We start from the raw sequence: 23,573 nt of genomic DNA, 5'->3' as shown, positions 1-23,573 counted from the left end.
GCCGGCGGCCACGCAGGCTTCTGCCTGAGTCGCCGAAGACTGCATCGCGCCGTTCGAGATCGGATCCGGGGGGTCGGCGCCGGCTTCGGCCAACTTGCCAAGTGCCCGTCCAGGGCGATGCGATCATCGGGCACGGTGACTCGTTCCGACGAAAGGAGAGCCATGGACCGGGAGAAGGCCGCGGATCACGCCGAGGTTTTCGAGCACTTCGGAATCCCCGAGCAGGACCGGCCTGAGGAGTCCTGCTACGACTACGCCCCCGTCTTTCGCGCCACTGTCGCCGGAAGTCCGTCGGCGGTGAAGCGCACCCGCAACCTGCCCGCCGCCGCCGCGATCGGGCGCTGGACACGGGCGATGGCGGACAGCGGCATCGGGGTCGTCACTCCACTCGATCTGCCCGGAAACCCCGCGCCCATCGGCGACCGCGTCTGGGTCGCCTACCCCTGGATCTCCGGGCGGCCGTACGACGGGTCACTCGCCGACATCGCCGCCGCCGGTGCGTTGCTCGGCCGGATGCACGCGCACGCGTACGAGCGGGATCCGGAGCTGCCGGGCTTCGCGTGGCCCGAGCACGACGACGCGGACGTGGAGGCGGAGATCGAGGATCTGCGCCGGGTGCTGACCCTCCGGGCGCCCGACATCGCGGAGGCCGTCCTGGCTCGATCCGCACCATGGCACCGCTCGTTCATGGCCGAAACGCTGCCCGCCATCCGGGATGGAGAGCTGCCTCATGTGGCCGCGTCCACCGACTTCAAGGCCAACAACCTTGTGTTCACCGACAACGGGCCGGTGCTGGTCGACCCTGACAATGCCGACTACCTGCCCCGCGTCATCGACCTCGCGATGGCGGCACTCCTGTTCCACAATGAGCATCCCTCCGCGCCTCCGCGTCTGTTCACCCCGGCCGAGTGGCAGGTCTTCACAGGTGAGTACCTGGCCCGGGTTTCTCTCTCCGAAGCAGAGGTCAAGCTGTGGCCCACTGCCCTGCGCTATCTCATTACGGAGTGGGGGACCTGGACCTTGGTCGATGCCGACGAATGGGGTGATTGGTCGCATCCGCGCAAGCGTGACTTTCTTCGAGATCTCGCAGTAATCGATCCTGATGTCATGCCAATTGCCTAGATTTCGCTGATAGATCTGAACCCGTCTCCTGTCCGGAGGACCTCCCGCACGGATGTGGGTGCGGCATGACGGCATCTGTGTCCTACGACAGGAGGCTGCAATGGCAACGTTCTCGAACGAGCCGGAGGTCAAGCGCGCGACGGCGCCTCGCAGGAGGCGGGCGTTCTCGCTGCGCACGTATCCCGGTGATGCGGATTCGTGAAAATGGCTCTGTCCGCAGTTCCGTGAACGGACATATGGCAGGGAGCGCACGTGCCGCATGTGACACTCTGGCCGCATGGCAGAGAGCGACCGGGAACGCGCGGTAGAGGGCTGGATCTGGAACGAGAACGTCCAGCCCTTCTTGGCTCTCCTGGCGCGTTACGCAGGCTATGACTTCGATGGCACCGACTGGCAGGCGGTCGAACTCGGCCTTGAAGCCACTGATGATGAGCACCTAGATCGCTGGTACAGCTATCCACTCGCCGGATCGGACCATCGCTTCGAAGTGCACCTTGCCAAGGCCGTGGGTGGCGATGAGGTTTCTGTCCGCGTGGCGGGAACTTCCAACCTTGAGCTGCTGCTGAGAGCAGACACCCTGATATCGGCCTTTGCCACCAGATTCGTCCCTTGAGGCGAGCGTGAGTCGCAGCCCTCATGACTGAGTGAGAATCCGGGTGCGGAGGAGATCGAATGAGGCTCGGCCGTACATAGCTCGCTTGAGTGCTTTCACCCTGTTCACGTGGCCTTCGACGACGCCAGAGCTCCAGGGCAGGGTCAGCCCGGCGGTCACCGCGTCGAGGTCCTGGCGGAGGAAGCCGGCGAAGCCCTTCATGGGCTTCGGGGCGTCCTGCTCGGCTTGTCGGATCCACTCCAGCAGCAGGTATCCGCGCTGGTGGCGGAGCATGTCGGCGAAGGCCCGCGCGAGATCGCAGGCACGGGTGACGTCGGGGCAGGCGAGCCTGACTTGAAGAAGTCGCTCGTCCTGGCTTTCGGCGAGCGTTTCCCGGGGCCGCATGATCCACGAGGTGATCTTGCGGGGGCTGGGGATGTCGGCCCGGACTGGTTCGGCGGTGCCCGCGCGGAGGGCAGCGAGGTGTTTGCGGACGACCTGGCGGCTGCCGCGGTAGCCGCGGGCCTGGATCTCCAGGAACAGCTGGGTGCCGCTGACCTGGCCTTGGGCTTCGGTGAAGCGGGTGCTGAGGTATGCCTTGAACGGGTCCAGGACGCCGCCCGGGCGGCGCTCGCGGGCGGAGGCCAGCAGTTCGTCGAGATTCGTGTCGCGGAAACGGCGCACGGTCTTGCGGTCGAGGTTCAGACGGCGGGCGATGGCGCTGATCGTCCAGCGTTTGTCCAGCAGGCGGTGGATGTCCTCGTAGCGGTGGCGGGTGCGTTCGATGATCTGGGTGCGGGGCAGTTCCGGGGGAGGTAACAGCGTCGGGGGCGGCTCCGGCACCTCGGTCATCGTCTCTTCCTCGGCATGTTTGCGTAGGCAATCGCGGTGCTGGTGGCAGGTCTTCTCCACCGCGGCGGACAGGTTCTGCAGCAGGTGCCACCGATCGGCGACTTCCAGGGCGTGAGGGGCGGCCTCCCTGACTGCCTTGGTGTAGGCGGTGGCCCGGTCCCGGCAGATGATCTCGGCTCCGGGATGCTCGGTGAGCCAGGCCGCGAACGTCTCCGAGGTGCGGTCGGGCAGGACGTCCACGACCTGGCCGGCCTCGACGTCGACCAGCACGGTGCCGTAGGTGCAGCCCTTGCGGAAGGCGAACTCATCGACCCCCAGCACCCGCGGCGCGCGATCCGGCACCGTCGGAGCCGTCAATAGTCTGAGTAGCCGGGTCCGGCCCGCGACCACCCGCAGGCGGCGGCACAACCGCGCGGCCGGACGTCCGCCCAACTCCACCGCGATCGACCGCAGCCACCACGTCAGCCCGACGCTGGAGCGGCGGTGCCGCTCGGACAGGCCCGGCACCTGTTCGACGAACGTCTTGCGGGAACAGCTCCTCCGGTCACAGAAGTACCGGCGTACCCGCAGGCGGATTATGACCCGGCGAGAGGCCAACGGCCTTTCGTTCAGTGTGCGTTGGTACGTGCTATGTATGCGGCGGGCCTGTTTCCGGCAGTCGGGGCATCGGCCCGGCCGAGCAGCGGACATCGCCTCCACGACGAGGACGTCGGTGGAGGCGCTGACGCTCTGCACTCGCACATCGACCCCGGGAAACAGCAGAGCCTCGACCGTTTTGCTCGTCATGCCGGGACATACTCTGCCGAAACGATCCCTCTCTCACTCCGCTGACCTGGGCTTTCACGGAACTGCGGCCAGAGCCGTGAAAATCCCCAGGGCTGCTCTTCTCCTCAGTCCGTGCGCTCGGCAACTGAGTGGGGATGGTGGGGAGCGAAGAGCGCGTTGAGGGCCCGGCGACCGAAGGTTGCCGGGCCCTGGTGATCGGTGAGGTCAGCCGCGGGGTGCCTCGGGGGTGAAGAGGGTGAGTGGTGTGCCTTCGACGGCGATCGCGGTGAAGCCGTTCTCCGTGCCAGGATGCCCCGGCCTCCAGGCCGGGGAGGAACGGACCCCTGCGGAGCACCGTCGGGACTGTCAACCTCGGTCGGTTCGAGCGCCCGTATACGACTCCGGCCCCTGCCCGACGGGAAGTCGGGCAGGGGCCGGATGTTCGTAGCGGGGGCGGGATTTGAACCACGCGACCTCTGGGTTATGAGCCCAGCGAGCTACCGAGCTGCTCCACCCCGCGTCGGTGCAGTCAGCTTACGCTACTCGGGCCGACCGTGCGGGGATTTATCGCGGAGACGCGCCGGTGCCGGCCAATGGGACAGGGGCAGGACAGCCCCGCGTGCCGGCCGGGGCGAGCTCAGCCGCGGTAGGTCTCCAGCAACCGCAGCCAGACCTCGCCGAGGGTGGGGAAGGCGGGGACCGCGTGCCAGAGCCGGTCGAGGGGCACCTCGCCGGTGACCGCGATGGTGGCCGAGTGCACCAGTTCCCCGACGCCGGGGCCGGCGAAGGTGACGCCCACCACGGTGTTGCGGTCGGTGTCGATGAGCATGCGGGCCCTGCCGCGGTAGTCCTCGCCGTACTGGTGGGCGCCGGCGACGTGGGCGAGGTCGTAGTCGACGACCTCGATGCGGCGCCCGCTCCTCTCGGCCTCGCGGCTGGTCAGGCCGACGGAGGCGACCTCGGGGGTGGTGAAGACGACCTGGGGGACGGCCGCGTGGTCGGCGGTGGCGACATGCGCGCCCCAGGGAGCGTCGTCGATGGGCTCCTGATTGGCGCGGGCGCCGATGGCGGCGCCTGCGATGCGGGCCTGGTACTTGCCCTGATGCGTCATCAGGGCGCGGCGGTTGACGTCGCCGACGGCGTAGAGCCAGCCGCCGTCGACGTCGGTGACACGGAAGGTGTCGTCGACGGCCAGCCAGTCGCCGGGGGTGAGACCGACGCTCTCCAGGCCGACGTCGTGTGTCTGCGGGGCGCGGCCGGTCGCCAGCAGGATCTCGTCCGCGACCAGCTGCCCTCCGTCGGAGAGTGTCATCCGTACCTCGCCGTCTTCGCGGGTCAGGGAGGTGACGGTGGTGTTGAAGCGGATGTCGACGCCTGATTCGCGCAGTCCGTCGGTGACCAGTTCGCCGGCGAACGGTTCCATCCGCTCGAGGAGTCCGTTGTCGAGGACGAGCATGGTGACCTGGGAGCCGAGGGCCTGCCAGACGGTGGCCATCTCGACGGCGACCACACCGCCTCCGACGACGGCGAGGCGGCCGGGCACCTTGTCGGCGCTGGTGGCCTCGCGGCTGGTCCAGGGGCGGACGGTGTCGACTCCGGGGATGGGGGGCAGGGCGGCGCGGGTGCCGGTGGAGACGGCGACGGCGTGGCGGGCCGCCAGGGCGATGGTGTCGCCCTCCGGGGTCTGCACGGCCACCCGCTTGGGGCCCGTGAGGCGGCCGTGACCCCGTATGAGATCGACGGAGACCGAGTTCAGCCAGTCGACCTGGTCCTCGTCCTTCCAGTACGAGGACATCTTGTCGCGGTGCGCGAGAACCGCTTCGACGTCCAGCGGGCCGGCCACCGCCGGGTCGAGCCCGGGAATGCGGCTCGCGTCGGCACGTGCCACCACCGGCCGCAGCAGTGCCTTGCTCGGGTCGCAGGCCCAGAACGAGCACTCGCCGCCGAGGAGCTCGCGCTCCACGATCACGGTGCTGAGCCCTGCGGCGCGGGCGCGTTCGGCCACGTTCTCGCCGACCGGCCCCCCGCCGATGACGATCACGTCGTAGGTGCGGGTGGTCTCGTTCATCACGCTGTGGTCCTCACTGTTTCGTTCGTCATTGCTTCCGTTACTTGGCCGGACACTTCTGCGGCACCGGCCCGTCGCCTGCCGCGTTTGCCGCTACCCGCGGCTGTCCGGCGCCCGGGCCGCCGTGCCGCACGGAGGGTGCGGTCGCGGATGGGCCGGCCCGGGCGGGGGAGAGGGGTGTGGCGTCGCCCGGCGGTCCGGTGCGGGCCTTGGGCCCGGCCCGCGGGAACCGCCGGGCCGGACCGGCTGCCCATCCGGGTCGGACACGGCCCGCTGCGGCCTGCGGACGGGCGCTGGTGGGGTTGTTCAGCGGCCGGGGAGGCGCTGCGAGACCTCCTGGAGCACCCAGCCGTTGCCGTCGGGGTCGCTGAAGGTGAGGAAGGAGCCGTAGGAGGCGCGCTCGGGGTGCAGGCCGGGCAGCCGCTCCTGGCCGGGCTTGCGGTGGGTGACGTCCCCGCCCCCGTGGCCGTGGAAGAAGGGGCCGGCGTCGTGGAAGATCTCGCTGACCTCGATGCCGCGCCCGGTGAGCTCCGCATGCGCCTCTTCGATGTCGGAGACGATGAGATACAGGCCCTGGAACGAGCCGGGTGCGATGGGCGTCATCCCCTCGCCGAAGATGATCGAGCACTCGGAGCCGGGCGGCGTGAGGTGCACCACCCGGAATTCCTCGCTGGCCGTGTAGTCGACGTCCAGGCGAAATCCGGCCTTCTCATAAAAGGCCTTGGCCCGGTCGGTGTCGGAAACGGGCAGCACGATCATTTCGAGCTTCAGGTTCATGGGAGATTTCCTTTTTCCTTGGCGATGTCGGCGTGTTTCCAGAGAACCAGCCGAGAGGGCGCTTGGGAGCGGTGCAGCAGGCCTGCCTCGGCCGTGGCCCACTGGTCCAGGTACTGGCAGGTCCCCCCAGCCCCATTGCCGGTAATGGGTGGTAGGGGGCTTCACGAGAACCCAGGTGGTGACCTCGCCGGCGCGGGCCCCGAGACGGTGCCCGGCCGCCGACAGGACATGCGACTCGCCGGGACCGGCTCCGCTCGCACTGCGTCGTGGGCGTCCGGCACCTGACCGCGGACTCCCGCGGGTCGGGCGGCGGTGGCCGTTGCGGGCGGCTTGCGGCGCCGACTGCCGGACCGTGTCTGCGGTCGTGGCGGTAACCCGGCCTCGTATCAGGTGATTCTGAATATCGCGGGCGCGCACGTATCGGCCCGATCGGCGGGGCGGATGATTTCATACGCCAGGATTGCAAAAGGCGTCCGCTCGTCGACGTCAGCCGCTTGTCGGGCAGAAAACGGCACGGCTCCTTTTTTTCGTTTCCGGGCGTGGCCCTTTCCCGTGGTCGTCTTGCTGGAATGGCGCATCGAGGGCTAACCTCGATATATGGCCAAGGCGTCGTCCGCTTCGGGTGACAACAAGGAGCTGAGCGACTTTCTGCGTTCGCGGCGGGCCCGGGTGACTCCCGAGCAGGCCGGAGTCACCCCGGGATCGAGTCGCCGTGTTCCGGGACTCCGCCGCGAGGAGGTCGCCCTCTCGGCGGGATTGAGTGCGGACTACTACGTCCGACTGGAGCGCGGACGGGTGGCCAATGCCTCCGAAGCGGTGCTGGAGGCCGTGGCCCGCGCTCTGCTGCTGGATGACGTCGAGCGTGCGCATCTGTTCGCCCTGGCCAGGCCGCAGTCCGTGGTCACGGTCAGCCGGTCCGCTCACCCCCGTCGGGTGCGTCCGGGTGCGTACGCACTGCTTGAGGTGCTTCGGGACACTCCCGCGATGATCCTCGACGGCCGCATGGACGTCCTCGCCCTGAATGCGATGGCACGCGCGATATTCGCCGATTTCGAGACCATGCCGATCTGTGAGCGCAATTTGGCGCGATTCATGTTTCTCGACCCTGTGGCGCGTGAACTGTTCGTCGAGTGGGACATGGCCGCCCGCATGGTTGTCACGGGTTTGCACCTGTATGCGGGCAGGCGTCCGAACGATCCGCAACTGACCGAGCTGATCGACCTCCTTTCGGAGGCGGACACAGATTTTCGCCGATGGTGGGCCGCGCACGATGTGGAGGCCTTTTCTCACGGGACGAGACACTACCGGCACCCCGTAGTCGGCGAATTCACCCTGAACTATGAGACCCTCATATTTCCGGGTGACCCGGACCAATGGTTGTTCGTGAGCACGGCGGAACCGGGCTCACGGTCTTCCGAGGCCTTGCGCGCCCTCGCCGGCCGGATCGACGACATGGACACCTAGCATCGTCCGGCGGATCGGTTGCGGCACGCATGGGATTCGCCCGGTGACCACCTTCTCTTCGTTCGGGGCACCGGGCGGGCGAGAGGTGCAGCTGATGCCTCCGGGAGACTGCTCCGGGCTCTGCCCGCCACGTGACGCTGCCCAGGTGCGGCCACTGCGCCTGAATCGACGGCACGGAGGCGTTCCGGAGGCGTTGCGGAATACGATGGCGGGCTTCCTCGCGGAGCGATGATCTACTCTTTGACAGTTCCCGAGTGGCTATGTCTTCATGGCGTGGCGTTCACGGACTGTTTGGGTGCGGGGCAGCGACAAGGGTGGATGGATGAAGGTCTCGTTTCTGATCAACAACGCGTACGGTATCGGCGGCACCATCCGCTCGACCGCGAACCTCTCCGCCGGCCTCGCCGAGCGGCACGAGGTGGAGGTTGTCAGCGTCCACCGCGTCCTGGACGAACCGCCGCTCTCCCTCGACCCGCGGGTCAGGCTCGAGTCGCTCATCGACATGCGGCCGGACAGCCCGACGTACGAGGGCGAGCACGAGCTCACCCGCCGGCCGAACAGCATGTTCCCGGAGTCGGGGGTGGACTTCGGGAAGCTCCACTTCACCGGGCTGCACGACCAGCGGATAGCCGACTACCTGGCGCGGACCGACGCGGACGTGGTGGTCGCCACCCGCCCGATCCTCAACGGGTACCTGTCCCGCTACGGGCAGAGCCACTACATGAGGGTGGGACAGGAACATCTGACCCTCCACTCCCACAGCGATCAGTTGCGTAACGACCAGAACGCCGCGGCAGCCGGCCTCGACGCGTTCGTGACCGTCTCCGAAGCCGACGCCGCCGACTACCGCGCGGCCCTCCCGGACTTCGCCGACCGCGTCGTCTGCGTCCCCAACGGAGTGCCGGCACCTGCTGTCGAGATGTCCGCCCTGGACAGCAAGATGATCATTGCCGCGGGCCGGCTGGTGGCGGTCAAGCGCTACGACCGGCTGATAGACGCCTTCGCGAAGGTGGCAGCCGAGCGCCCGGAGTGGACCCTCCGAATATACGGGCGCGGCCCGATGCGGGCCGCGCTGCGTGAGCAGATCGACGCGCTCGGCCTCTACAACCGCATCTTCCTGATGGGTCCGGTCTCCCCGATCGAGACCGAGTGGAGCAAGGGTGCCATCGCGGCCGTCTCCTCGGACAGCGAGTCCTTCGGTATGACCATCGTGGAGGCGATGCACTGCGGAGTCCCGGTGGTCGCGACGGACTGCCCGCACGGCCCGGGCGAGATCATCACCCACGGCAAGGACGGGCTGCTGGTGCCGCTGGACGGCGGCCCCGACGCGTACTCCCAGGCCCTGCTTCGCCTCATCAACGACTCCGAGCTGCGCCGACGTATGGGCACCGCCGCACAGGCGAAGGCCGCGACCTACGCCCCGGCCGTGATCGCCGCACGCTACGAGGAACTCTTCGAACGCCTCCAGCGGGAGCGCCGCAGCCGAAGCTCGCTGGCCACCCGGCTGCGGACCTCGCTGCGGGCCCTCGTCCCGTCCGCGGGCAGGAAGGACGACCCGCAGCCGGCTGACGCCGAGCAGCCCCCCGCCCCCCGCAGTCACGTAGCCGCGACGGCGGACGGCGGGTTCGTGGTCCGGCTCGACCTCGACACCATCCCCCGCACCAAGCCGCTGGACTTCGTCGCACGCCTCCGCCGCGACCCCGAGCGCCGGCAGATCCTGGTACCGCTGGAGCCTGCCGCCACGGGCGGGCAGCACGCGACCGCACTGGTCGAGCGTGCCGCCCACCAGCTGCCCGAGGGCCGGTGGGACTGTTATGTGCGCGTCCGCGGAACCAAGGAGCGGTACCGCATCGCCGCCGAACTCGTCGAACAGGCCCGGCTGATCCCCCTCACGCCGGTGGTCGGCACCGACGGAGTGTCCTCGTGGATCCCCTACGCCACCAGTGACGGGTTCCTCGCGATTCGGACCTGGCTGCGCCCGGCGCACGGAGAGGTGGAGTCGGCCGTCATCGGTGAGAGCGAGGCCACCGTCACGGTCCGGCTGCTGGGCGACGCCCGGCTCGCGGAGACCGCCGACGCCACGGTCCGCGCCGTGTCCCGGGAAGACACCGCCCACGACTTCGAGGTGCCGGTTCGCGTGCTGGGCGACGACCGCTTCGAGTTCGTCCTGCCGTACCGCGAGACCATGGAACGGCGCAGCGTCGAGCACGACTTGTGGGATCTGTGGCTTCAGCTCGGCGACCGGACCGTGCCTGTCGGACGGATCACGGGCGATCTCGTCGAACGCAAGAAGACCGACGCCTTCCCGCCGATCCTGCTCGACCATGCCGAGCGCGGCGCCACCCGTATCAAGCCGTTCTTCACGGTCAGCAACCATTTGGCGCTGAGCGTCAGGGACGCCGCCGAGGACACGGATGCCTAAGCGACCGTGAGCACGATCTTGCCCTGGATGTGTCCCCGGGCGGCGCGTTCGTGCGCGGCCCGGGCATCCGCGAGCGCGAACGTGCTGTCGATGGCGACGCGGACCGTGCCCGCGTCGAGCAGGCGTCCCAGTTCGGCGAGCTGTGCGCCGTTCGAGCGGACCTGGGTGCCCGTGACGGTGACGCCCAGCCTTGCGGTCTCTTCCTCGTCGAATTCCCCGAAGAACACGGGGAATTGGGAGCCGCCGCGCTTGAGCGTGCGCAGCAGGCGCTTGCTGTCGGGGCCACCCACGGCGTCGAGAACGAGGTCGATGTCGTGCACGACTTCCTCTGGGCGGCTCTTGGTGTAGTCGATGAACTCGTCGGCGCCGAGGTCGCGCAGGAACCATTCGTGTGCGCCCGAGGCCACCGCGATGACACGTGCGCCCTTCCATTTCGCCAGCTGTAGCGCGAAGTGCCCGACGCCCCCTGCGGCGCCGTTGATGAGCACCGTCGTGTTGGCGTCGAGTGGCACCGGACGATGCTGCGCCGCCTGGAAGGGCGAGGGGTGATCGTGTCCGAGTCCGATCAGGAACTGCCACGCGGTGAGCCCGGCCATGGGCGCCCCGGCGGCGTGCACGTGATCGACGCCGGCCGGTTTGTGGGCGAGGTCCGACGCAGGCGCGGCCACGTACTCGGCGTAGGTGCTGCCGTCGAAGCTGGGGAAGCGAAGAAGGCCGAAGACCTCATCCCCGATGGAGAAGTCCTCCACGTCCGCGGCGACGGCCTCCACGACGCCCGACAGGTCCGTCCCCGGAACGACTGGCAAGCTGAACTTCGGCCTCACCTCCGGAGGCAGGTTGGACATTCCGTCGCGCAGGTACCAGTCCGGAGGGTTGATGCCTGCCGCGTGCACGCGAACGAGCACCTCGCCCGGCCCCGGCTCGGGCATCGGCACCTCGTCGTAGCGCAGAACCTCAGGGCCGCCGTGCTCGTGGAGCCGGACCGCCCTCATAGTGTGTTTCGGCATCGCTTTCTCCTGGCTGTGATGCGGGATACGATCATTCGGATCAGCGATCCACATAGGTGGACCACTGGTCCGAATATATGGACCACCGATCCGGATAGTCAAGAGGGACAGATGCGGGCCGACGCCAGGAAGAACCGCGACCACCTGCTCGCAGTCGCGGGCACCGCCATCGCCGAGCAAGGCGTCGAGGTGTCACTGCGCGACATCGCACGCCGGGCCGACGTCGGCCTGGCGACGCTGCTACGGCACTTCCCGACACGCGAGGCGCTGCTCGACGCCCTGCTCCACACGAGCTTCGACGAACTGACGGCCAAGGCAGGCGCCCTCGAAACGTCCGGCTCGCCCGACGAAGCTCTCGTTTCGTGGCTACGGGACTGTGTCGAGTGGACGACCGAGTACCGGGGTGTGACCGTGCTGATGGCCGCCGCGATCGAGGACTCGGGATCCGCACTCCACGCCTCGTGCGTCACCCTGCGCGCAGCCGGTGCGCGGCTCCTCACGCGCGCCCAGGCCGCGGGCCTGGCGCGGAGCGACATCGACGGCGCCGATGTGTTCGCGCTGGTGGCGGCGCTCGCCTGGCTCGGCGATCAACCCGCGCTAGCGCCGCGCGCCGGCCACCTGTTCGACGTCGTCGCAAGCGCGATCCTGACCGGCGCGGCCAGTGGCGATGCCGTGAGGGGAACGCCGGACGCGCGCTCGTAGCTGAAATCGCCGCGCACGCGGACCGGCGAACACCGGGCCGCGCGCTTGCCGGCCCGGCGTGAAGTCCACGTGCTTCGGGATCCGGTCGTGGGGGACGTTCCCCGTGGCGGATACGGACCGTGTCCCCTTCGAGGGGCTGCTCCTCGAAGGGGATCACGCCGGTCACCGACGCCTGGACCCCGAACGCTGGTCCCCACCAGAACCAGGCCGGCCGTCGGCCGTCCGGCAGCGCGGGCCACGGCGGTGGGTGCACGGCCTCCCGGCCGTCGGCGTGCGCGCGGCGCTCGGTGACAGCACCGGGGGAGAGGCGCCCGTCGATCTCGAGGCCCGTGCAGGTGGCAGGCGCCTGCGGTCAACCGGTCCGGCGGTTTTGGCGTCAGATGCGGACGCCGAACTGGAACGGCATGTTGTTGATCGACTCGTAGCGCACGACAGTGCCGGTGCGCGGCGCGTGCAGGACCATGCCGTTGCCCGCGTAGAGGGCCACGTGGTGCTGGTCGCCGTAGAAGATCACGAGATCGCCGGGCATCAGCTGGCTCATCGACAGGCGGGTGCCGGCATTGGCCTGGGCCTGCGAGGTCCGCGGCAGCGAGACATCGGCCTGGGCGTACGCCCACATGGTGAGGCCTGAGCAGTCGAAGGACGTCGGACCCGTGTGGGTGTAGACATACGGCATGCCGATCCGGGTCTGGGCGGCCGCGAGGGCGGCGGCGGCGCGGCCGGAGGCCGGGGCGTCGTTGCCGAGGTTGACGCGCTCATTGCTGCGGGCGGCGCGGGCGTCCTCCGCGGCGACGGCGGCGCGCTGAGCGGCGGTCAGCGAGTTGAGCAGCCTCCGCGTCTTGTGATCTGATCAAATCCCTTACGAGATAAAGTCGTCCGCTCGCGCCATGCTTCCGTGCGCATCACACGTGCAGTGATGGTGAGTTGACACACCGCTCCGAAGGCGGGCGCCCCGAGCGTGCTCGGTCACCGGACCAAGTCCCGCATGCGCCGGAGAACTCACGTGCTGACGCCGTCCCGAGGTACGAGCTGCCGGGGCGGCCCCGGCGACGATGCCGGCCGGCAAGGCCGGGGACGCGGCACTCAGGGGGCCCGCCGGCGGCACCTCCTCGGCCGCGGGCACGGGACCAGAGGGGCGCCGTCGCCGAACGGTCGGCCGCCCGGTTCCTCCCTGTGGTGTGGTGTCAGCCAGGTCGCGAAGTCGGGTCCGAGCGGGGCGAATCCCGTTCGGGTTCACCCCGGTGAGCACCTGGCAGCAGTGCCGCTCGATGTGCTCGAAGTCGACGGTGTCGCCGAAACCCGCTGTCCGGTGAAGGTCGCGCGCATAGCCCCAGCGCAGCGGGTTCTCGGCGAGCTCGTACAGGTTGCATGTGAACAATGAAAGACTCCTGGCCATGACCGCGATTGATCACGACGTACACCAGGCTTGGGACCGTATCGGTACCTGGTTCGAGGGGCGCCTCCGGAAGGCCCCCGTGAGAGCGGCTGCAGACGAGAGCCGGCTCCGCGCGGCCGAGGCAGACCTCGGGGTGAGCTTCCCCGCCGACCTGGTCGCGTGGTGGACCCTGCACCGGGTCAGCGCCGACTACTGGATCCCGCGATCGTTTGCTCCGGTGGGCCTGGAAGAAGCTCTGGAGACGAGAGAGATCTGGTTGCTTGTCGCGGAGCAGGAAGGGACTTCCGTGGACGAGAACGGCGAACCAGAACCGCGTTTTCTGCCCTCGTTCCTGCCGATCGCGATGAGCCCCGGCGGTGACGGTCTCATCGTCGACTTGCGGCCCGGCGATTCGTACGGCGCGGTCTTCCTGTGGGACCACGAGACCTGGTTCCTCGGAGTGGAATTGTGGAACTCGGTCACTGCCATGCTCCAAGACGTCGAAGCCGCCGTCCGGTCAGGGTCGCCGGCCCTCCTTCGGCATGCTTCCCTCGGCGGCACCGCACAGCCGTGCGTCGCCGTCGTGGGCGACGGCGGCGATCTGGCATGGGAGGTGGCAGAACACCGATAGGGCCGCGTCCAGGGCGGCGAGGTCGGACACAGCGGCACTCCGGTGGTTTCGTTCACCACGGTGAACGGCGTACAGCATGCCTGCAACCAGGGGCTTGGCCACCGGCTCGGAGGAGGCTTTCGCCATGGCGGCCCGTGAAGCGGTGCGCAACGTCGTGCGCCTACTATGCGATCACCACCGGCCACGGACCTGGCCGTCAGCCATGAGTGCGTGAGGGATCGCCATGAGGCGTCGGATCGCTGCCTGTGTCGCCGTCCTGGCGGTCGCGAGCGCCGGCGCGTGTACCGAAAGCGCTGCGCACACCGAAGGGAAGGCGGCAACGTCGGCGCCTGCTCGCACCATTGGTCCGAGCGCATGCGGGAACGGCACGTACCAGTGGTTCAACGTCGAGCGGCCGATCCGGCTTTCCGCTCTCTCCGATGTGCAGACCCTCGGCAAAGGCGGCGGCAAGTTCACGAAGGCACCCAAGCACCGGGTGTCGTGGCCCGAGACGTCCGTATCGGCGCACGGCCCGGCGGTGCCGCGGCGGGATGTGTTGTTCTCCCTGGCCAAATTGGTAGGCGAGGCCCAGGAAGACGACACCGGCGCTGACATGGCCTTCACCGATGTCGGCAGGAAACCGGGCGATCCCAATCGCAGCCGGGCCATCTCGACGACGGGGGCCGGGCGCTATGTGATGTACGACGAGGCGCACATCGTAGAGGCGGACTTCCGGTATACGTGCCCACACTCCATGGCGGTGACCATCGGGCATGCGAAGAGCTGGACGATGGAGGGTTCGGGCATCCTTGAGTGTGGCACGCCGATCGATTTCGGCAGTCAAGCCCATCAGGCCGTCGCCCGAGTGGCTGCCCGCATTTCATGCGGCCCGAAGTCGCGCGCCGCCCAGGCCAAGGCGGTTCCGCGCAGTGACTGACCTCAACCCCTGGTCGCGGTGGCGGTCGCCGGGTACGGGCACCGCCTTTCGTGCCCGTAGCGGTCACTGTGGGCGCGCCGGCGGGTCAGGACTTCGATGTGCTCCGCCGGGGGGACCGGAGTGGCTGAAGCGAGGGCACGAGGCGCTGGAGATCGGTCCCTGCCCCGAGCGCGGCGCATGAACGGCGGCAAGGCGAGCAACTGATGGTCCGTGGTTCGCCGTACCTCCAGCCCCCATGAGGTGGGCGTGAGCTGACGGTAGGGAACCTCAGGTCCATCTCTCACGGGATCGACCCGCTGCTCGCGGCTGGGGATGGCGCACGCTTGGGCGCGGTGGTCAGACGGGGGCAGTGGCGGTGTCAGCCGGGGCCGGGTTGCCTTCGCTTCGAGCGGTTGCCCTGAACTGGCCGGGCGGCTGCGAGCGCGCGCGGCGGAAGGCCCGGCTGAAGGCGTAGCCGGAGGAGTAGCCGACCGCGGCGGCGATCGTGTCGAGGCTGTCCTGGGTTTCACGTAGGCGGCGGGCGGCGAGGTCCATGCGCCAGCGGGTGAGGTAGGCGCCTGGTGACTCGCCGGTCGCAGCCGCGAAGCGGCGGTCGAGAGTGGCTCGCGAGACTCCGACTTCTCGTGCGAGGGTGGCGGTGGTCCATGGCCTGGCGGGCTCCTCGTGGAGCCTGGTCACGGCGGCTGCCACCACCGGGTCGCCCAGAGCTCCGAGCCAGGAGGGTGCGGGCGTTCCGCCGGAGGCGAGCCAGGCTCGCAGCACGTGGACGAGGAGTACGTCCACCAGTCGGTCGAGGACCAGGCCGGTGGCCGCGCGTGGAGTGGCGAGTTCGCGGCCGAGCAGGCGCACGGTGTCCTGGGCCAGTCCGTCCGGGTCGTCGCCGGCGCGCAGGTGGACCACCTGGGGGAGCAGGGTGAGTACCTGGGTCGAGACGGTCCGATCGTGGTCGTAATCGGCGCACAGGATGCGGGCGCGTACAGGTCCGGTGCCGATCGACACGGTTTTGGAGCTGGTGAGGTGCCAGTCGTCGGATGTGCGGGGCCCCGTGCGGGCCACGGCTGACGGGTCGCTGCCGAGTGCGTGCGCGGCCCCGCCGGGCAGGAGGACGACGTCGCCCGGCAGCAGTTGGAGGGGCGGGCCGTCGGGCAGGCCCACCCAGACCGTTCCCGCGGTGACCGCGTGCAGCGACGCGCGCGGCGTTGCGGAGTTCCACCACCAGCCCCAGTCCTCGCCGGCCTCGATCCGTGCACCGACCGCACCTCGGACATCGGAGAGGGCCAGTACCTCGGCGAGCAGATCCATGGATGCAGTCTACCTCGGCGTGGATCTGTGGTGAGTCAAACAGATATGTATCTGCGGGAATGAGCCATCGTTCTGCTCGGCAGCTGCGTCATACGGTGGGCCCATGAAGATTTCGGGAAGCACTGCACTGATCACCGGGGCCTCTCGTGGGCTCGGACGTCATTTCGCCGAGCAGCTCCTCGCGCGTGGTGCCAGGGTCTACGCGACCGCACGCGACCTCGAGCGCGTGGACATCACGGGTGCCGAGCCTCTGCACCTCGACCTCCTCGACCCTGCCTCCGTCACCGCTGCGGCCGCAGCCGCACCGGACGTCAACCTGCTGATCAACAACGCGGCGATCAGCCTCTACCAGGACCTTGTCACCGGCGACCTGGACAAGATCCGTCGCGAGGTGGACACCTCGTTCTACGGCACCCTCTCGGTCGTGCGTGCCTTCGCGCCGGTGCTCGCCGCGAACGGCGGAGGCGCGATCTTGAACGTGCTCTCGCGCCTGTCGTGGCTCTCCTATCCGGGGGCCAACTCCTACGCGGTCGCCAAGGCGGCCGCCTGGAGCCTGACCAACGGCGTCCGCCTGGAGTTGGCGGGGCAGGGCACCCAGGTCACCGGCCTGCTGATGAGCTCGACCGACACGGACATGATGAGCGGGTGGGACATCCCGAAGAACGACCCCGCGGATGTCGTGCGCCAAGCCCTGGACGGACTCGAAGCCGGCGCGCTGGAAGTCCTCGCCGACGAGGACACCCGTTTGGCGAAGGTGGCGCTCAGCGCCGACCCGGGCGAGACGTACGGCGAGTTCCTCACGCAGTCCGGAACGCACGGCCACCGGGAGGGCGCTCGGCAGTGAGGCGCGGGGACAAGCCGCGCCGGGCCACCCGGCCCTCTTCTCCTGGAGTTGTGGAGCAACTTTGCTCGCGCTGGTTGTACATCCATTCGATCCTCTCGGGAGTCCTATGGGCTGACGGCCTCGTTTTGCCGTCAACCCGTAGGAGCATTTGGGGTATAAGCTTTGAAAAACGGCATAAAAATTACATCTCGCTTGGCCACGGTGACCATCACCGCGGGAGCAGTGCTGTCTGCTGGAGCGCTCACCGCTCCGGTCCAGGCGGCGACGCTGGCGGTGCCCACGATCACCGCCAAGGGCGGGTTCGTGATGAACAACGGGACCGGTAAGGCCCTCTTCTCGAAGGCTGCCGACACCCGTCGTTCCACCGGCTCCACCACCAAGATCATGACCGCTCGGGTCGTGCTCGCCCAGCCGCATCTGAACCTTGACGCCAAGGTGACGATCCAGAAGGCGTACAGCGACTACATCGTCTCCAAGGGCGCCTCCTCGGCGCGCCTGATCGTCGGCGACAAGGTGACTGTCCGCCAGCTGCTGTACGGGTTGATGCTCCCGTCCGGCTGCGACGCGGCCTACGCCCTCGCCGACAAGTTCGGCACCGGCTCCACGCGGGCCGCACGGGTCAAGTCGTTCATCGGCAAGATGAACTCGACGGCCAAGAGCCTGGGTCTGAAGAACACTCACTTCGACTCGTTCGACGGCATCGGGAACGGGGCGAACTACTCGACGCCTCGCGACCTGACCAAACTCGCCAGCAGCGCGATGAAGTACTCCACCTTCCGTGCCGTCGTGAAGACCAAGGCGACCAAGCAGAAGGTGACCACGAAGAGTGGCGGTTCCCGCTACATGTCGTGGACCAACACCAACACGCTGCTGAAGAGCTACTCCGGAACCATCGGAGTCAAGACCGGTTCCGGCTCGGTTGCCAAGTACTGCCTGGTCTTCGCCGCGACCCGAAACGGCAAGACGGTCATCGGCACCGTTCTCGCCTCCTCCTCGGCGACCAGCCGTTCGACGGACGCGACGAAGCTGATGAACTACGCGTTCAAGAAGTAGGCGCGCCCGCTACGACGAAGGGCCTGCCCGTGACCGCGAGGTCGCGGGCAGGCCCTTCGCCGTTAGCCGTCGGACACCACCGGGCTGAAGCCCGTGCACTGCGCTGTTGTGACTTGGGCTCGTAGGACATCCGAGGGCCGCAGGCGGACGTCCCCAATCGTGCCCGGCAGCAGGGTGGATCGCTCGGTGGCGGGGGCATAGTTTGAAGTGTCCACGACCCGGGAGGGGACCCGATGAGGCGTACGGAAGCGGCCAAGCAGTTGGGGAGGTTTGTGCGCGAGCACCGTACCGATGGTGCACGGCGCCTGCGGCAGGCGGGCATCTGGCTTGCCGTCGGTGCCGCGGGCACGGCCATCGGGGTGCCGGTGGCAATCGCGTCGGTGGGCACCACCGAAGGGGCCCCGGGGGTGGCGGGGTTACTCCTCGGGGTCGGCCTGGTGGGGTTGGGCCTGGGGATCTGGCGCCTGGTGCAGGCGTTTCGTACCCGGGAGCAGTGCATTGACATCCATGAGCGGGGGTTGACCCACCGGGTGGCAGGCACCGCCACCGTGATCCCCTGGGAGGAAGTCGCGCAGGTGAGCACGTCCGGCGGTGACGGTCGACCGCTCGCCGATGCCCGGGGTACGGGCTCCACATGCGAGATCCGACTGCACAACGGACGCCGGATCCGCGTGGATGCCTTTACCGAGGACATCCGGGATCTGGCGGCGGTCGTCCACCGTGCGGTTCACCTCGGGCAGTTTCCCCAGGGCCGAGGACGCTGACTGGCACCCTGCGTGCTGCAGCCACAAGGGCCTCACATTGATCAGCTTCTCGCCAGGCCCCAGGCCGCCCCAGCAACGGGACCGGAACCCCTCTGTCCGGCAGGATGAGCGAGGTGGACGCTCGGCTCGACCACGAAGCCTCGACGTCGGCAGCCTGACCTGGAGCCACGACCACCGCCGGCGGGCAGTCCGAGACACCCCGACCGCTCTGCCGAGCGGGCCGTGACCGCTACCGGCGCCCCCGCCTCGTCCAGGTCGATGGCGCAGGCCGGCCGCGGTTCGCGGCGAGGCCCCGACGAACGCTGAAGGATCTGCACGAGCCTTGATTTGCCGCCTCGTAATCCCGAGAGACGGGGCGATCAAGGGAGTTGGAGGCAGCAGCATGGGACGTCACGGTCTCGCGAGCCTGCCTTGATCCCCATGGGCGTTGCGCTCGAGCCAGGGCACGATGTGGTCGACGTAACTGTCCACGTTGGACAGGGTCTTTCCAGGCAGGACGGCGATGAGGTGTCCGATGCCGAAGGTCTGGTCCCAGGCGCGTGCTCGTCGGTAGGTCTCGTGGTCGACGGCGTTGCGGATCGTGTCCCAGCCGTGCCAGGCCATGCAGGCGGCATCGATGGCGGGGTCGAAGGGCAGCGCGAGGTCCCAGTCCAGTACCCCGATCAGCTTGCCGTCCGGGCCCCAGTGGACGTTGGAGCCGGCGAGGTCGCCATGGACGAGCGCATCCGGCACGGGTTCCAGGGCGACTGCGTTGTCCAGGCGGCGCCGGCCTTCGTCGCGCCACCGCGGAGGCAGCCGGGGGATGACATCCTCGGCCAGGATGCCGGCCCAGCCTCGTGTCGGAGTCTGTTCCTGGGAAGCGCTCAAGGCTCTACGGAGTACCGGAGTGAGAGGTACCTCTCGGAGGGCCCGTAGGAGTTCGCCGATCTGTTCCGGGTCCCCCTCACCCTCAGGTAGCGCGGTGCCGTCAAGCCAGGACACGGCGACGGCGACACGACCGTCAAAGGCGGTGACAGGTGTGAGCGGTTCCGGTACGGCGAACGGCAGCCCGGCCGACCCGATCGCGCGCAGTAGCTCCGTCCGGCGCGGGAGTGCTTCCGCTGCCGACGGACGCCTGCTGATCCGCACGGCCGCGACTCCGGGGAGAAGCACCACGTGATGGATGTTGCCGTCGGCAGCCAGAAGCGCACGATTCAACGGGGCGCCGGGCAGCAGTGCATCAACGATCTCCAGCAGGTCTGGCGGCACCTCGTGACCCACGCTTCAACCCTCCGTATGTCCGAGCCAAGAGCGTAGCGGCGGTGGAAGCGCCGTGGACGACACGCACCGCGCCGTGCACTGACCGTCCACGATCGCTCGGCGCCAATGGGCCTCGAAGTCCGCGAGGAGGTGCGGGGCGTGTTCCTGAATGGCCCGACGCAGGGCTTGTGGGGTTTGCTCGGGCATCGGAGGGACCCGGGGCTGTTCTCCCCTGGGTCCGTCGAAATGCCCTCGCTGGGCCCTGCCTTGGGTCTCAAGCCGTGTCACGGCAGTCGCCGGAGGGGGGAGGCATCAGGAGCAGCCGTAGCCGCTCCCGCTCAGATCAACCCGCCTCATACGCGCATCGACGTCTCGGACACGAAGCACTGAGATGGCCGACCGGACAAGTCCTAGCTTCGCATCTGAGGAAGCGCCTTCCGCCAGCGGACGAAAGGTTTGAGTACGCCACGGAAGAAGAGGTAGTCGGGCGTGTCCTGAATCGAGTCCCATCCTTGGTAGAGGTTCACGTTGGAGATGTGTGGCGCTTCGGCGCGCAGCCTGTCCAGGTGATCGAGAACGGAAGACCTGTACCTGTGTCGCCGACGAACTGCCAGAAGACGTTCTCGCCGGATGCCCCTTCGAGTTCATCGGCCATGTAGGGACCGTCCGAATGGAATCCCCATATGAAGAACAGCACGAGGGTCGGTCCCTCGTTCTCGGGGAGGCTTCGCATGATCCCCCTGATCGCCTCAGCTGCGTCCTCGGGGCCGAAGAGCTCGTAGCGGGCCGTGTGCTGGGTGAGCAGGTTGCCCCGTGCAGCGTCTTGAGAGAGCAGAGGCCCGCGTGGGAGGACCGCCCAGTCCGCGATCCACCCTGCGGCTTGAGACAACCGGAGTTCAGGGAGACGGTGGGTCTGTGACGTGTACATCCAGGCATCGACGCCCGCCCCTGGAGCCAGGAAGTCGCCCAGCGTGGCGACTCTGCGGGCCATGTCAGCGATGAGGCCGGTCTCGAACGGATGACGGTGTGCCCCAGGTAGGGCTAGTACGACGCGAGTTGAATGCCGCTTGGTTCCGCTGATCCGGGCGGCTACGGACGCAGAGTAAATCCCTTTACGGGTCACTCGCATAGCCTATTCGACCGTACTGACGGCAAGACCCTCGCCTGGTGGAGCAAGGGGAAGACGCAAGTTGTGGCCACGCTCACGACAATGGCGACAGACGGTGGCAGCACCCCGTGTCCTGCGGCGGCCGTGATCCATGTCGGGCGGGCCGAGCCGGCGGGGTGTGCTTGCAGGTTGCGGACCAGGCAGAGGCAGGACTGGCGAGCCGGCACCCAGTCGATCGGTTCCTGCCCCGCGTTGCCGCGTTCGGTGGCGGCCACTGCACGATGCCCTGTCCGAGGTGGATTGGTTCGCAGCGCGCGGTTGCCGCCAACAGTCCTGCGGCCTGTCCCAGTTGTCGGCGCGTGTCTGTCGCTGCGCCGACTGGCGGGGAGCTTCATGTCGACTTTGCTGTATGCGAAGCCGCCGCTGGTGTCGGCATGGTGTCGGCGGCGGGCGTTATGGTGCGTGGCCGTGGACGCTACTGATCTCGAGTACCAGACCCGGACGCGGTCCGGCTGCATCCCGCCAGAGCTCGTCTCGCGGCTGCTCGAACGTGGCCACGTCGAGGTGGTGGAGCAGCAGGCGGGACGCGGCGAGTGGTTCTGCGCCCTGGCGTGGGCGCGGTTGCTGGGGGAGCAGGGCCGGCAGGCCGACGCGCTGGAGGTGCTCGCCCCATACCGGGCAACCGGCTGGTGGACGGCCGTCGTGGCCGTGGCCGAGTTGCTGGAGGGCTGGGGCCGCGTCGAGGAGGCGATCGAGATCACCCGGGTCCGTATGGCGGCTGGGCATCCGATGGCGCTGGAGTTCTACACCCGTCTGCTCGCCCGGCACGGCCGCGCCGAGGAAGCGTTCACTCTGCTGCGTCCGTACTTTGGTGAGCGGTCCCTCACCGTCGCTCTGGTCGATGTCGCTACCGCGGCCGGCCGTGAGGAGGAAGCCGTCGCGCTGCTCGCGCCCCGGACCGAGCATCGTTGTTCCGACTTTCCGTGGTGCTGCGGAGGGCTCGATCGCGACAGGGTGATCGGGCTGATCGCCACGATCCGCGAGCGTCAGGGCCGCATCGACGAGGCGATCGCCCTGCTGCGCACCGGCGGCACCACGCCTCGCAGCAACCGTGAGCAATTGGCGGCGCTGCTGGCGCGGCAGGGCCGGCTCGGCGAACTGCGGGCGGCTGCGGCGAACGACGAGTCCGGGTACGTCGTGGACCGGCTCGCGTGGTTGCTCGAGGAGCGTGGCGACGTGGAGGGGGCGATCGCGGCATACCGGCAGGCCGACGGAACCGCGGCCCACGGCGCCAACTCGGCTTTCGAGCTCGCCCGGCTCTTGGCCCGGCACGGCCGGGGGAAGGAAGCCATCGACGTGATGCGTGTCCAGGCCGACGGCCGGAACGGGTACGACTGGGTCCTCCATGCTCTGTCCGAGCTGTGCCTGGAGGAGGGGCGCCCCGAGGACGGCCTGGCGCATCTCGAGGCGCTTGCCGCTGCCCGCGGGGGCGAGGTGGAGTGGGACCTGTACTGGATACGGCTGCCGCTGATCGCCGCCCGTGACGGCGTGGACGAAGCGATCGCACAGGGCCGCTCCCATCCCGAGGGCGCCACCTCGTATGCGGCGCCCCACATCGCTGAGTTGTTGGCCGGCGCGGGACGCACTGAGGAGGCCGTCGCCGTTCTCGAACAGCACGCACCCGGGAACAGGCACGAGCTGGCCGGCTACCTCATCGACCTCGGCCGCGTCGAGGACGCCCTGGCCGTCCTTCGGCCGCGGTCCCCGGCGACAGGGGCTTGAGCCGAGAAGCCAGACACGGTCGGAGTGCCGCCGCTGTCGGAGCGCACGGTGCGGGTGTCCGGTGGATGGTGTATCCCGCGACGTCGGGCGACGTGCTGGGTTGCCAGGGCATACGCCGTGGGGGTGGCCGTCGGTCCGACCACGCGGCCGGCTGGTAGCCGTTGGTTTCGGTGAGTCGAAGCGCCGGAAGGCGAGGCAGGGCGTGGTCCGGGACAGGCCGTGCACTCGCGTTCATGGGTTGTGCCGTGCGTCTGCGGCGACGGCGGGGAGGCGAACGGCCATGCGTGGCAGGAAGTAGCCGACGAGGGGCCCCATGCACAGCGCGACGAGTACAGTTCCCACCCCGAAGGTGCCGCCCAGGAGCCAGCCGGCGGTGGCGACGGTGATCTCGATGCCGGTGCGCACCGCCGCGATGGGCAGGCCGGTGAGCCGGACGAGTCCGGTCATGATGCCGTCGCGAGGGCCCGATCCGAACTGCGCGCCGAGGTAGAGCGCGTCGAAGAAGGCCAGTGCGACGAGCCCGAGTACGAGGTATCCGATCGCGGCAGGGGTCCCGTGGGGGCGGGGGAGCACGGTGGCGGTGGCATCCGCGGCGAAGCCGACGATGGCGACGTTGAGGAGGGTGCCGAGGCCGGGCAGTTCCCGCAGGGGAATCCATGCGAGGAGCACCAGCAGCGAGATCAGGTTGTCGTCCATCCGAACGAGAGGCATGGGTGTGAGCAGGGCGCCGACAAGGCGAACCGTCAGGACCAGTCCCGACCATGCCGCGGCCATGGATTCGGTGGGCC

General features: G+C 68.7%; 19 protein-coding genes, 1 tRNA gene and 2 pseudogenes. 11 read left to right on the top strand and 11 right to left on the bottom strand.

The features are described from left to right. Nucleotides 1–162: 162 nt before the first annotated feature. Together OIE69_RS02890 and OIE69_RS02885 are read left to right on the top strand one after the other, a co-directional pair. Nucleotides 163–1,122 carry a phosphotransferase enzyme family protein gene (locus tag OIE69_RS02890; RefSeq protein WP_326570330.1) on the top strand — a complete coding sequence of 320 codons (960 nt, stop codon included), beginning with the start codon at nt 163–165 and terminating at the stop codon, nt 1,120–1,122. Nucleotides 1,123–1,399: 277 nt separating this feature from the next. Further along, the gene (locus OIE69_RS02885) at nt 1,400–1,735 is read left to right on the top strand and encodes a hypothetical protein (protein ID WP_326570329.1); all 336 of its coding nucleotides are present in this window, start codon (nt 1,400–1,402) and stop codon (nt 1,733–1,735) included. A gap of 21 nt (nt 1,736–1,756) precedes the next feature. Here OIE69_RS02885 and OIE69_RS02880 read toward each other — a convergent pair whose 3' ends face one another. The 4 genes from OIE69_RS02880 to OIE69_RS02865 all read right to left on the bottom strand — a co-directional run bounded on the left by OIE69_RS02880 (nt 1,757) and on the right by OIE69_RS02865 (nt 6,176). Further along, complete coding sequence (locus OIE69_RS02880; protein WP_455550600.1) at nt 1,757–3,256, bottom strand: ISL3 family transposase; 1,500 nt, start codon at nt 3,254–3,256, stop codon at nt 1,757–1,759. Between the two features lie 520 nt (nt 3,257–3,776). Then, nucleotides 3,777–3,851, bottom strand: a tRNA-Met gene (locus tag OIE69_RS02875). Between the two features lie 117 nt (nt 3,852–3,968). After that, nucleotides 3,969–5,399 (bottom strand): dihydrolipoyl dehydrogenase family protein, encoded by a 1,431-nt coding sequence (locus OIE69_RS02870; RefSeq protein WP_326570327.1) that lies wholly within the window; start codon nt 5,397–5,399, stop codon nt 3,969–3,971. A 306-nt stretch (nt 5,400–5,705) separates the two neighbouring features. Then, a complete protein-coding gene (locus OIE69_RS02865) occupies nt 5,706–6,176 on the bottom strand; it encodes a VOC family protein (RefSeq protein WP_326570326.1) in 471 nt (156 codons plus the stop codon). 597 nt (nt 6,177–6,773) lie between these two features. Here OIE69_RS02865 and OIE69_RS02860 point away from each other — a divergent pair. Both OIE69_RS02860 and OIE69_RS02855 read left to right on the top strand, forming a co-directional pair. Then, nucleotides 6,774–7,640, top strand: coding sequence for a helix-turn-helix transcriptional regulator (locus tag OIE69_RS02860; RefSeq protein WP_326570325.1), 867 nt, complete (start codon nt 6,774–6,776; stop codon nt 7,638–7,640). A gap of 322 nt (nt 7,641–7,962) precedes the next feature. After that, a complete protein-coding gene (locus OIE69_RS02855; protein WP_326570324.1) occupies nt 7,963–10,062 on the top strand; it encodes a glycosyltransferase family 4 protein in 2,100 nt (699 codons plus the stop codon). On the opposite strand, the gene OIE69_RS02850 is transcribed toward OIE69_RS02855, so the two are convergent. Then, nucleotides 10,059–11,069 carry an NADP-dependent oxidoreductase gene (locus OIE69_RS02850; RefSeq protein ID WP_326580929.1) on the bottom strand — a complete coding sequence of 337 codons (1,011 nt, stop codon included), beginning with the start codon at nt 11,067–11,069 and terminating at the stop codon, nt 10,059–10,061. The genes OIE69_RS02855 and OIE69_RS02850 overlap by 4 nt on opposite strands. Before the next feature lie 111 nt (nt 11,070–11,180). On the opposite strand from OIE69_RS02850, the gene OIE69_RS02845 reads away from it, so the two are divergent. Further along, nucleotides 11,181–11,771, top strand: a complete 591-nt coding sequence (locus tag OIE69_RS02845; RefSeq protein WP_326570323.1) for a TetR/AcrR family transcriptional regulator — start codon at nt 11,181–11,183, stop codon at nt 11,769–11,771. A gap of 376 nt (nt 11,772–12,147) precedes the next feature. Here OIE69_RS02845 and OIE69_RS02840 read toward each other — a convergent pair. Next, nucleotides 12,148–12,612: pseudogene (locus OIE69_RS02840) on the bottom strand (C40 family peptidase); the annotation flags it as partial. Nucleotides 12,613–12,861: 249 nt separating this feature from the next. After that, nucleotides 12,862–13,146 (bottom strand): annotated as a pseudogene (locus OIE69_RS02835) (glutathione S-transferase family protein); the annotation flags it as partial. Between the two features lie 19 nt (nt 13,147–13,165). On the opposite strand from OIE69_RS02835, the gene OIE69_RS02830 reads away from it, so the two are divergent. After that, entirely contained in the window at nt 13,166–13,777 is a 612-nt protein-coding gene (locus tag OIE69_RS02830) for an SMI1/KNR4 family protein (protein ID WP_326570322.1), read from the top strand. Nucleotides 13,778–14,000: 223 nt separating this feature from the next. Further along, nucleotides 14,001–14,693 carry a hypothetical protein gene (locus OIE69_RS02825; RefSeq protein ID WP_326570321.1) on the top strand — a complete coding sequence of 231 codons (693 nt, stop codon included), beginning with the start codon at nt 14,001–14,003 and terminating at the stop codon, nt 14,691–14,693. A gap of 336 nt (nt 14,694–15,029) precedes the next feature. Here the strand turns inward: OIE69_RS02825 and OIE69_RS02820 are convergent, their stop codons facing one another. Further along, a complete protein-coding gene (locus OIE69_RS02820) occupies nt 15,030–15,995 on the bottom strand; it encodes an AraC family transcriptional regulator (RefSeq protein WP_326570320.1) in 966 nt (321 codons plus the stop codon). Between the two features lie 103 nt (nt 15,996–16,098). Between OIE69_RS02820 and OIE69_RS02815 the strand changes: the two genes are divergently transcribed. The 3 genes from OIE69_RS02815 (at nt 16,099) to OIE69_RS02805 (ending at nt 18,656) form a co-directional block, all read left to right on the top strand. Further along, nucleotides 16,099–16,839: an SDR family oxidoreductase gene (locus OIE69_RS02815; protein ID WP_326570319.1), complete on the top strand. Its 741-nt coding sequence runs from the start codon at nt 16,099–16,101 to the stop codon at nt 16,837–16,839. Between the two features lie 201 nt (nt 16,840–17,040). Next, entirely contained in the window at nt 17,041–17,892 is an 852-nt protein-coding gene (locus OIE69_RS02810; RefSeq protein WP_326580927.1) for a D-alanyl-D-alanine carboxypeptidase family protein, read from the top strand. A gap of 233 nt (nt 17,893–18,125) precedes the next feature. Beyond that, the gene (locus OIE69_RS02805) at nt 18,126–18,656 is read left to right on the top strand and encodes a hypothetical protein (protein WP_326570318.1); all 531 of its coding nucleotides are present in this window, start codon (nt 18,126–18,128) and stop codon (nt 18,654–18,656) included. A 390-nt stretch (nt 18,657–19,046) separates the two neighbouring features. Here the strand turns inward: OIE69_RS02805 and OIE69_RS02800 are convergent, their stop codons facing one another. Continuing rightward, nucleotides 19,047–19,916: a phosphotransferase family protein gene (locus OIE69_RS02800; protein ID WP_326570317.1), complete on the bottom strand. Its 870-nt coding sequence runs from the start codon at nt 19,914–19,916 to the stop codon at nt 19,047–19,049. 502 nt (nt 19,917–20,418) lie between these two features. Further along, complete coding sequence (locus OIE69_RS02790; protein ID WP_326570316.1) at nt 20,419–21,024, bottom strand: VWA domain-containing protein; 606 nt, start codon at nt 21,022–21,024, stop codon at nt 20,419–20,421. Nucleotides 21,025–21,471: 447 nt separating this feature from the next. On the opposite strand from OIE69_RS02790, the gene OIE69_RS02785 reads away from it, so the two are divergent. Beyond that, on the top strand, nt 21,472–22,785 hold the full coding sequence (locus tag OIE69_RS02785; protein WP_326570315.1) for a tetratricopeptide repeat protein: 1,314 nt from the start codon (nt 21,472–21,474) through the stop codon (nt 22,783–22,785). Between the two features lie 231 nt (nt 22,786–23,016). On the opposite strand, the gene OIE69_RS02780 is transcribed toward OIE69_RS02785, so the two are convergent. Beyond that, the gene (locus OIE69_RS02780) at nt 23,017–23,496 is read right to left on the bottom strand and encodes a YczE/YyaS/YitT family protein (protein WP_326570314.1); all 480 of its coding nucleotides are present in this window, start codon (nt 23,494–23,496) and stop codon (nt 23,017–23,019) included. Between the last annotated feature and the right edge of the window lie 77 nt (nt 23,497–23,573).

The sequence above is a fragment of the Actinacidiphila glaucinigra genome (assembly GCF_035918135.1).
Lineage (GTDB): Bacteria > Actinomycetota > Actinomycetes > Streptomycetales > Streptomycetaceae > Actinacidiphila > Actinacidiphila glaucinigra.
Note: the sequence above shows the minus strand (reverse complement) of the source record. Positions and strands in the feature narration are given on the sequence as shown.

Coding starts and splice junctions, on each gene's coding strand:
- OIE69_RS02805 (WP_326570318.1), top strand. CDS start 18,126: ATGAGGCGTACGGAAGCGGCCAAGCAGTTGGGGAGGTTTGTGCGCGAG.
- OIE69_RS02790 (WP_326570316.1), bottom strand. CDS start 21,024: ATGCGAGTGACCCGTAAAGGGATTTACTCTGCGTCCGTAGCCGCCCGG.
- OIE69_RS02820 (WP_326570320.1), bottom strand. CDS start 15,995: ATGGATCTGCTCGCCGAGGTACTGGCCCTCTCCGATGTCCGAGGTGCG.
- OIE69_RS02825 (WP_326570321.1), top strand. CDS start 14,001: ATGAGGCGTCGGATCGCTGCCTGTGTCGCCGTCCTGGCGGTCGCGAGC.
- OIE69_RS02860 (WP_326570325.1), top strand. CDS start 6,774: ATGGCCAAGGCGTCGTCCGCTTCGGGTGACAACAAGGAGCTGAGCGAC.
- OIE69_RS02850 (WP_326580929.1), bottom strand. CDS start 11,069: ATGCCGAAACACACTATGAGGGCGGTCCGGCTCCACGAGCACGGCGGC.
- OIE69_RS02880 (WP_455550600.1), bottom strand. CDS start 3,256: ATGTCCGCTGCTCGGCCGGGCCGATGCCCCGACTGCCGGAAACAGGCC.
- OIE69_RS02885 (WP_326570329.1), top strand. CDS start 1,400: ATGGCAGAGAGCGACCGGGAACGCGCGGTAGAGGGCTGGATCTGGAAC.
- OIE69_RS02815 (WP_326570319.1), top strand. CDS start 16,099: ATGAAGATTTCGGGAAGCACTGCACTGATCACCGGGGCCTCTCGTGGG.
- OIE69_RS02830 (WP_326570322.1), top strand. CDS start 13,166: ATGACCGCGATTGATCACGACGTACACCAGGCTTGGGACCGTATCGGT.
- OIE69_RS02865 (WP_326570326.1), bottom strand. CDS start 6,176: ATGAACCTGAAGCTCGAAATGATCGTGCTGCCCGTTTCCGACACCGAC.
- OIE69_RS02845 (WP_326570323.1), top strand. CDS start 11,181: ATGCGGGCCGACGCCAGGAAGAACCGCGACCACCTGCTCGCAGTCGCG.
- OIE69_RS02855 (WP_326570324.1), top strand. CDS start 7,963: ATGAAGGTCTCGTTTCTGATCAACAACGCGTACGGTATCGGCGGCACC.
- OIE69_RS02890 (WP_326570330.1), top strand. CDS start 163: ATGGACCGGGAGAAGGCCGCGGATCACGCCGAGGTTTTCGAGCACTTC.
- OIE69_RS02870 (WP_326570327.1), bottom strand. CDS start 5,399: ATGAACGAGACCACCCGCACCTACGACGTGATCGTCATCGGCGGGGGG.
- OIE69_RS02780 (WP_326570314.1), bottom strand. CDS start 23,496: ATGCCTCTCGTTCGGATGGACGACAACCTGATCTCGCTGCTGGTGCTC.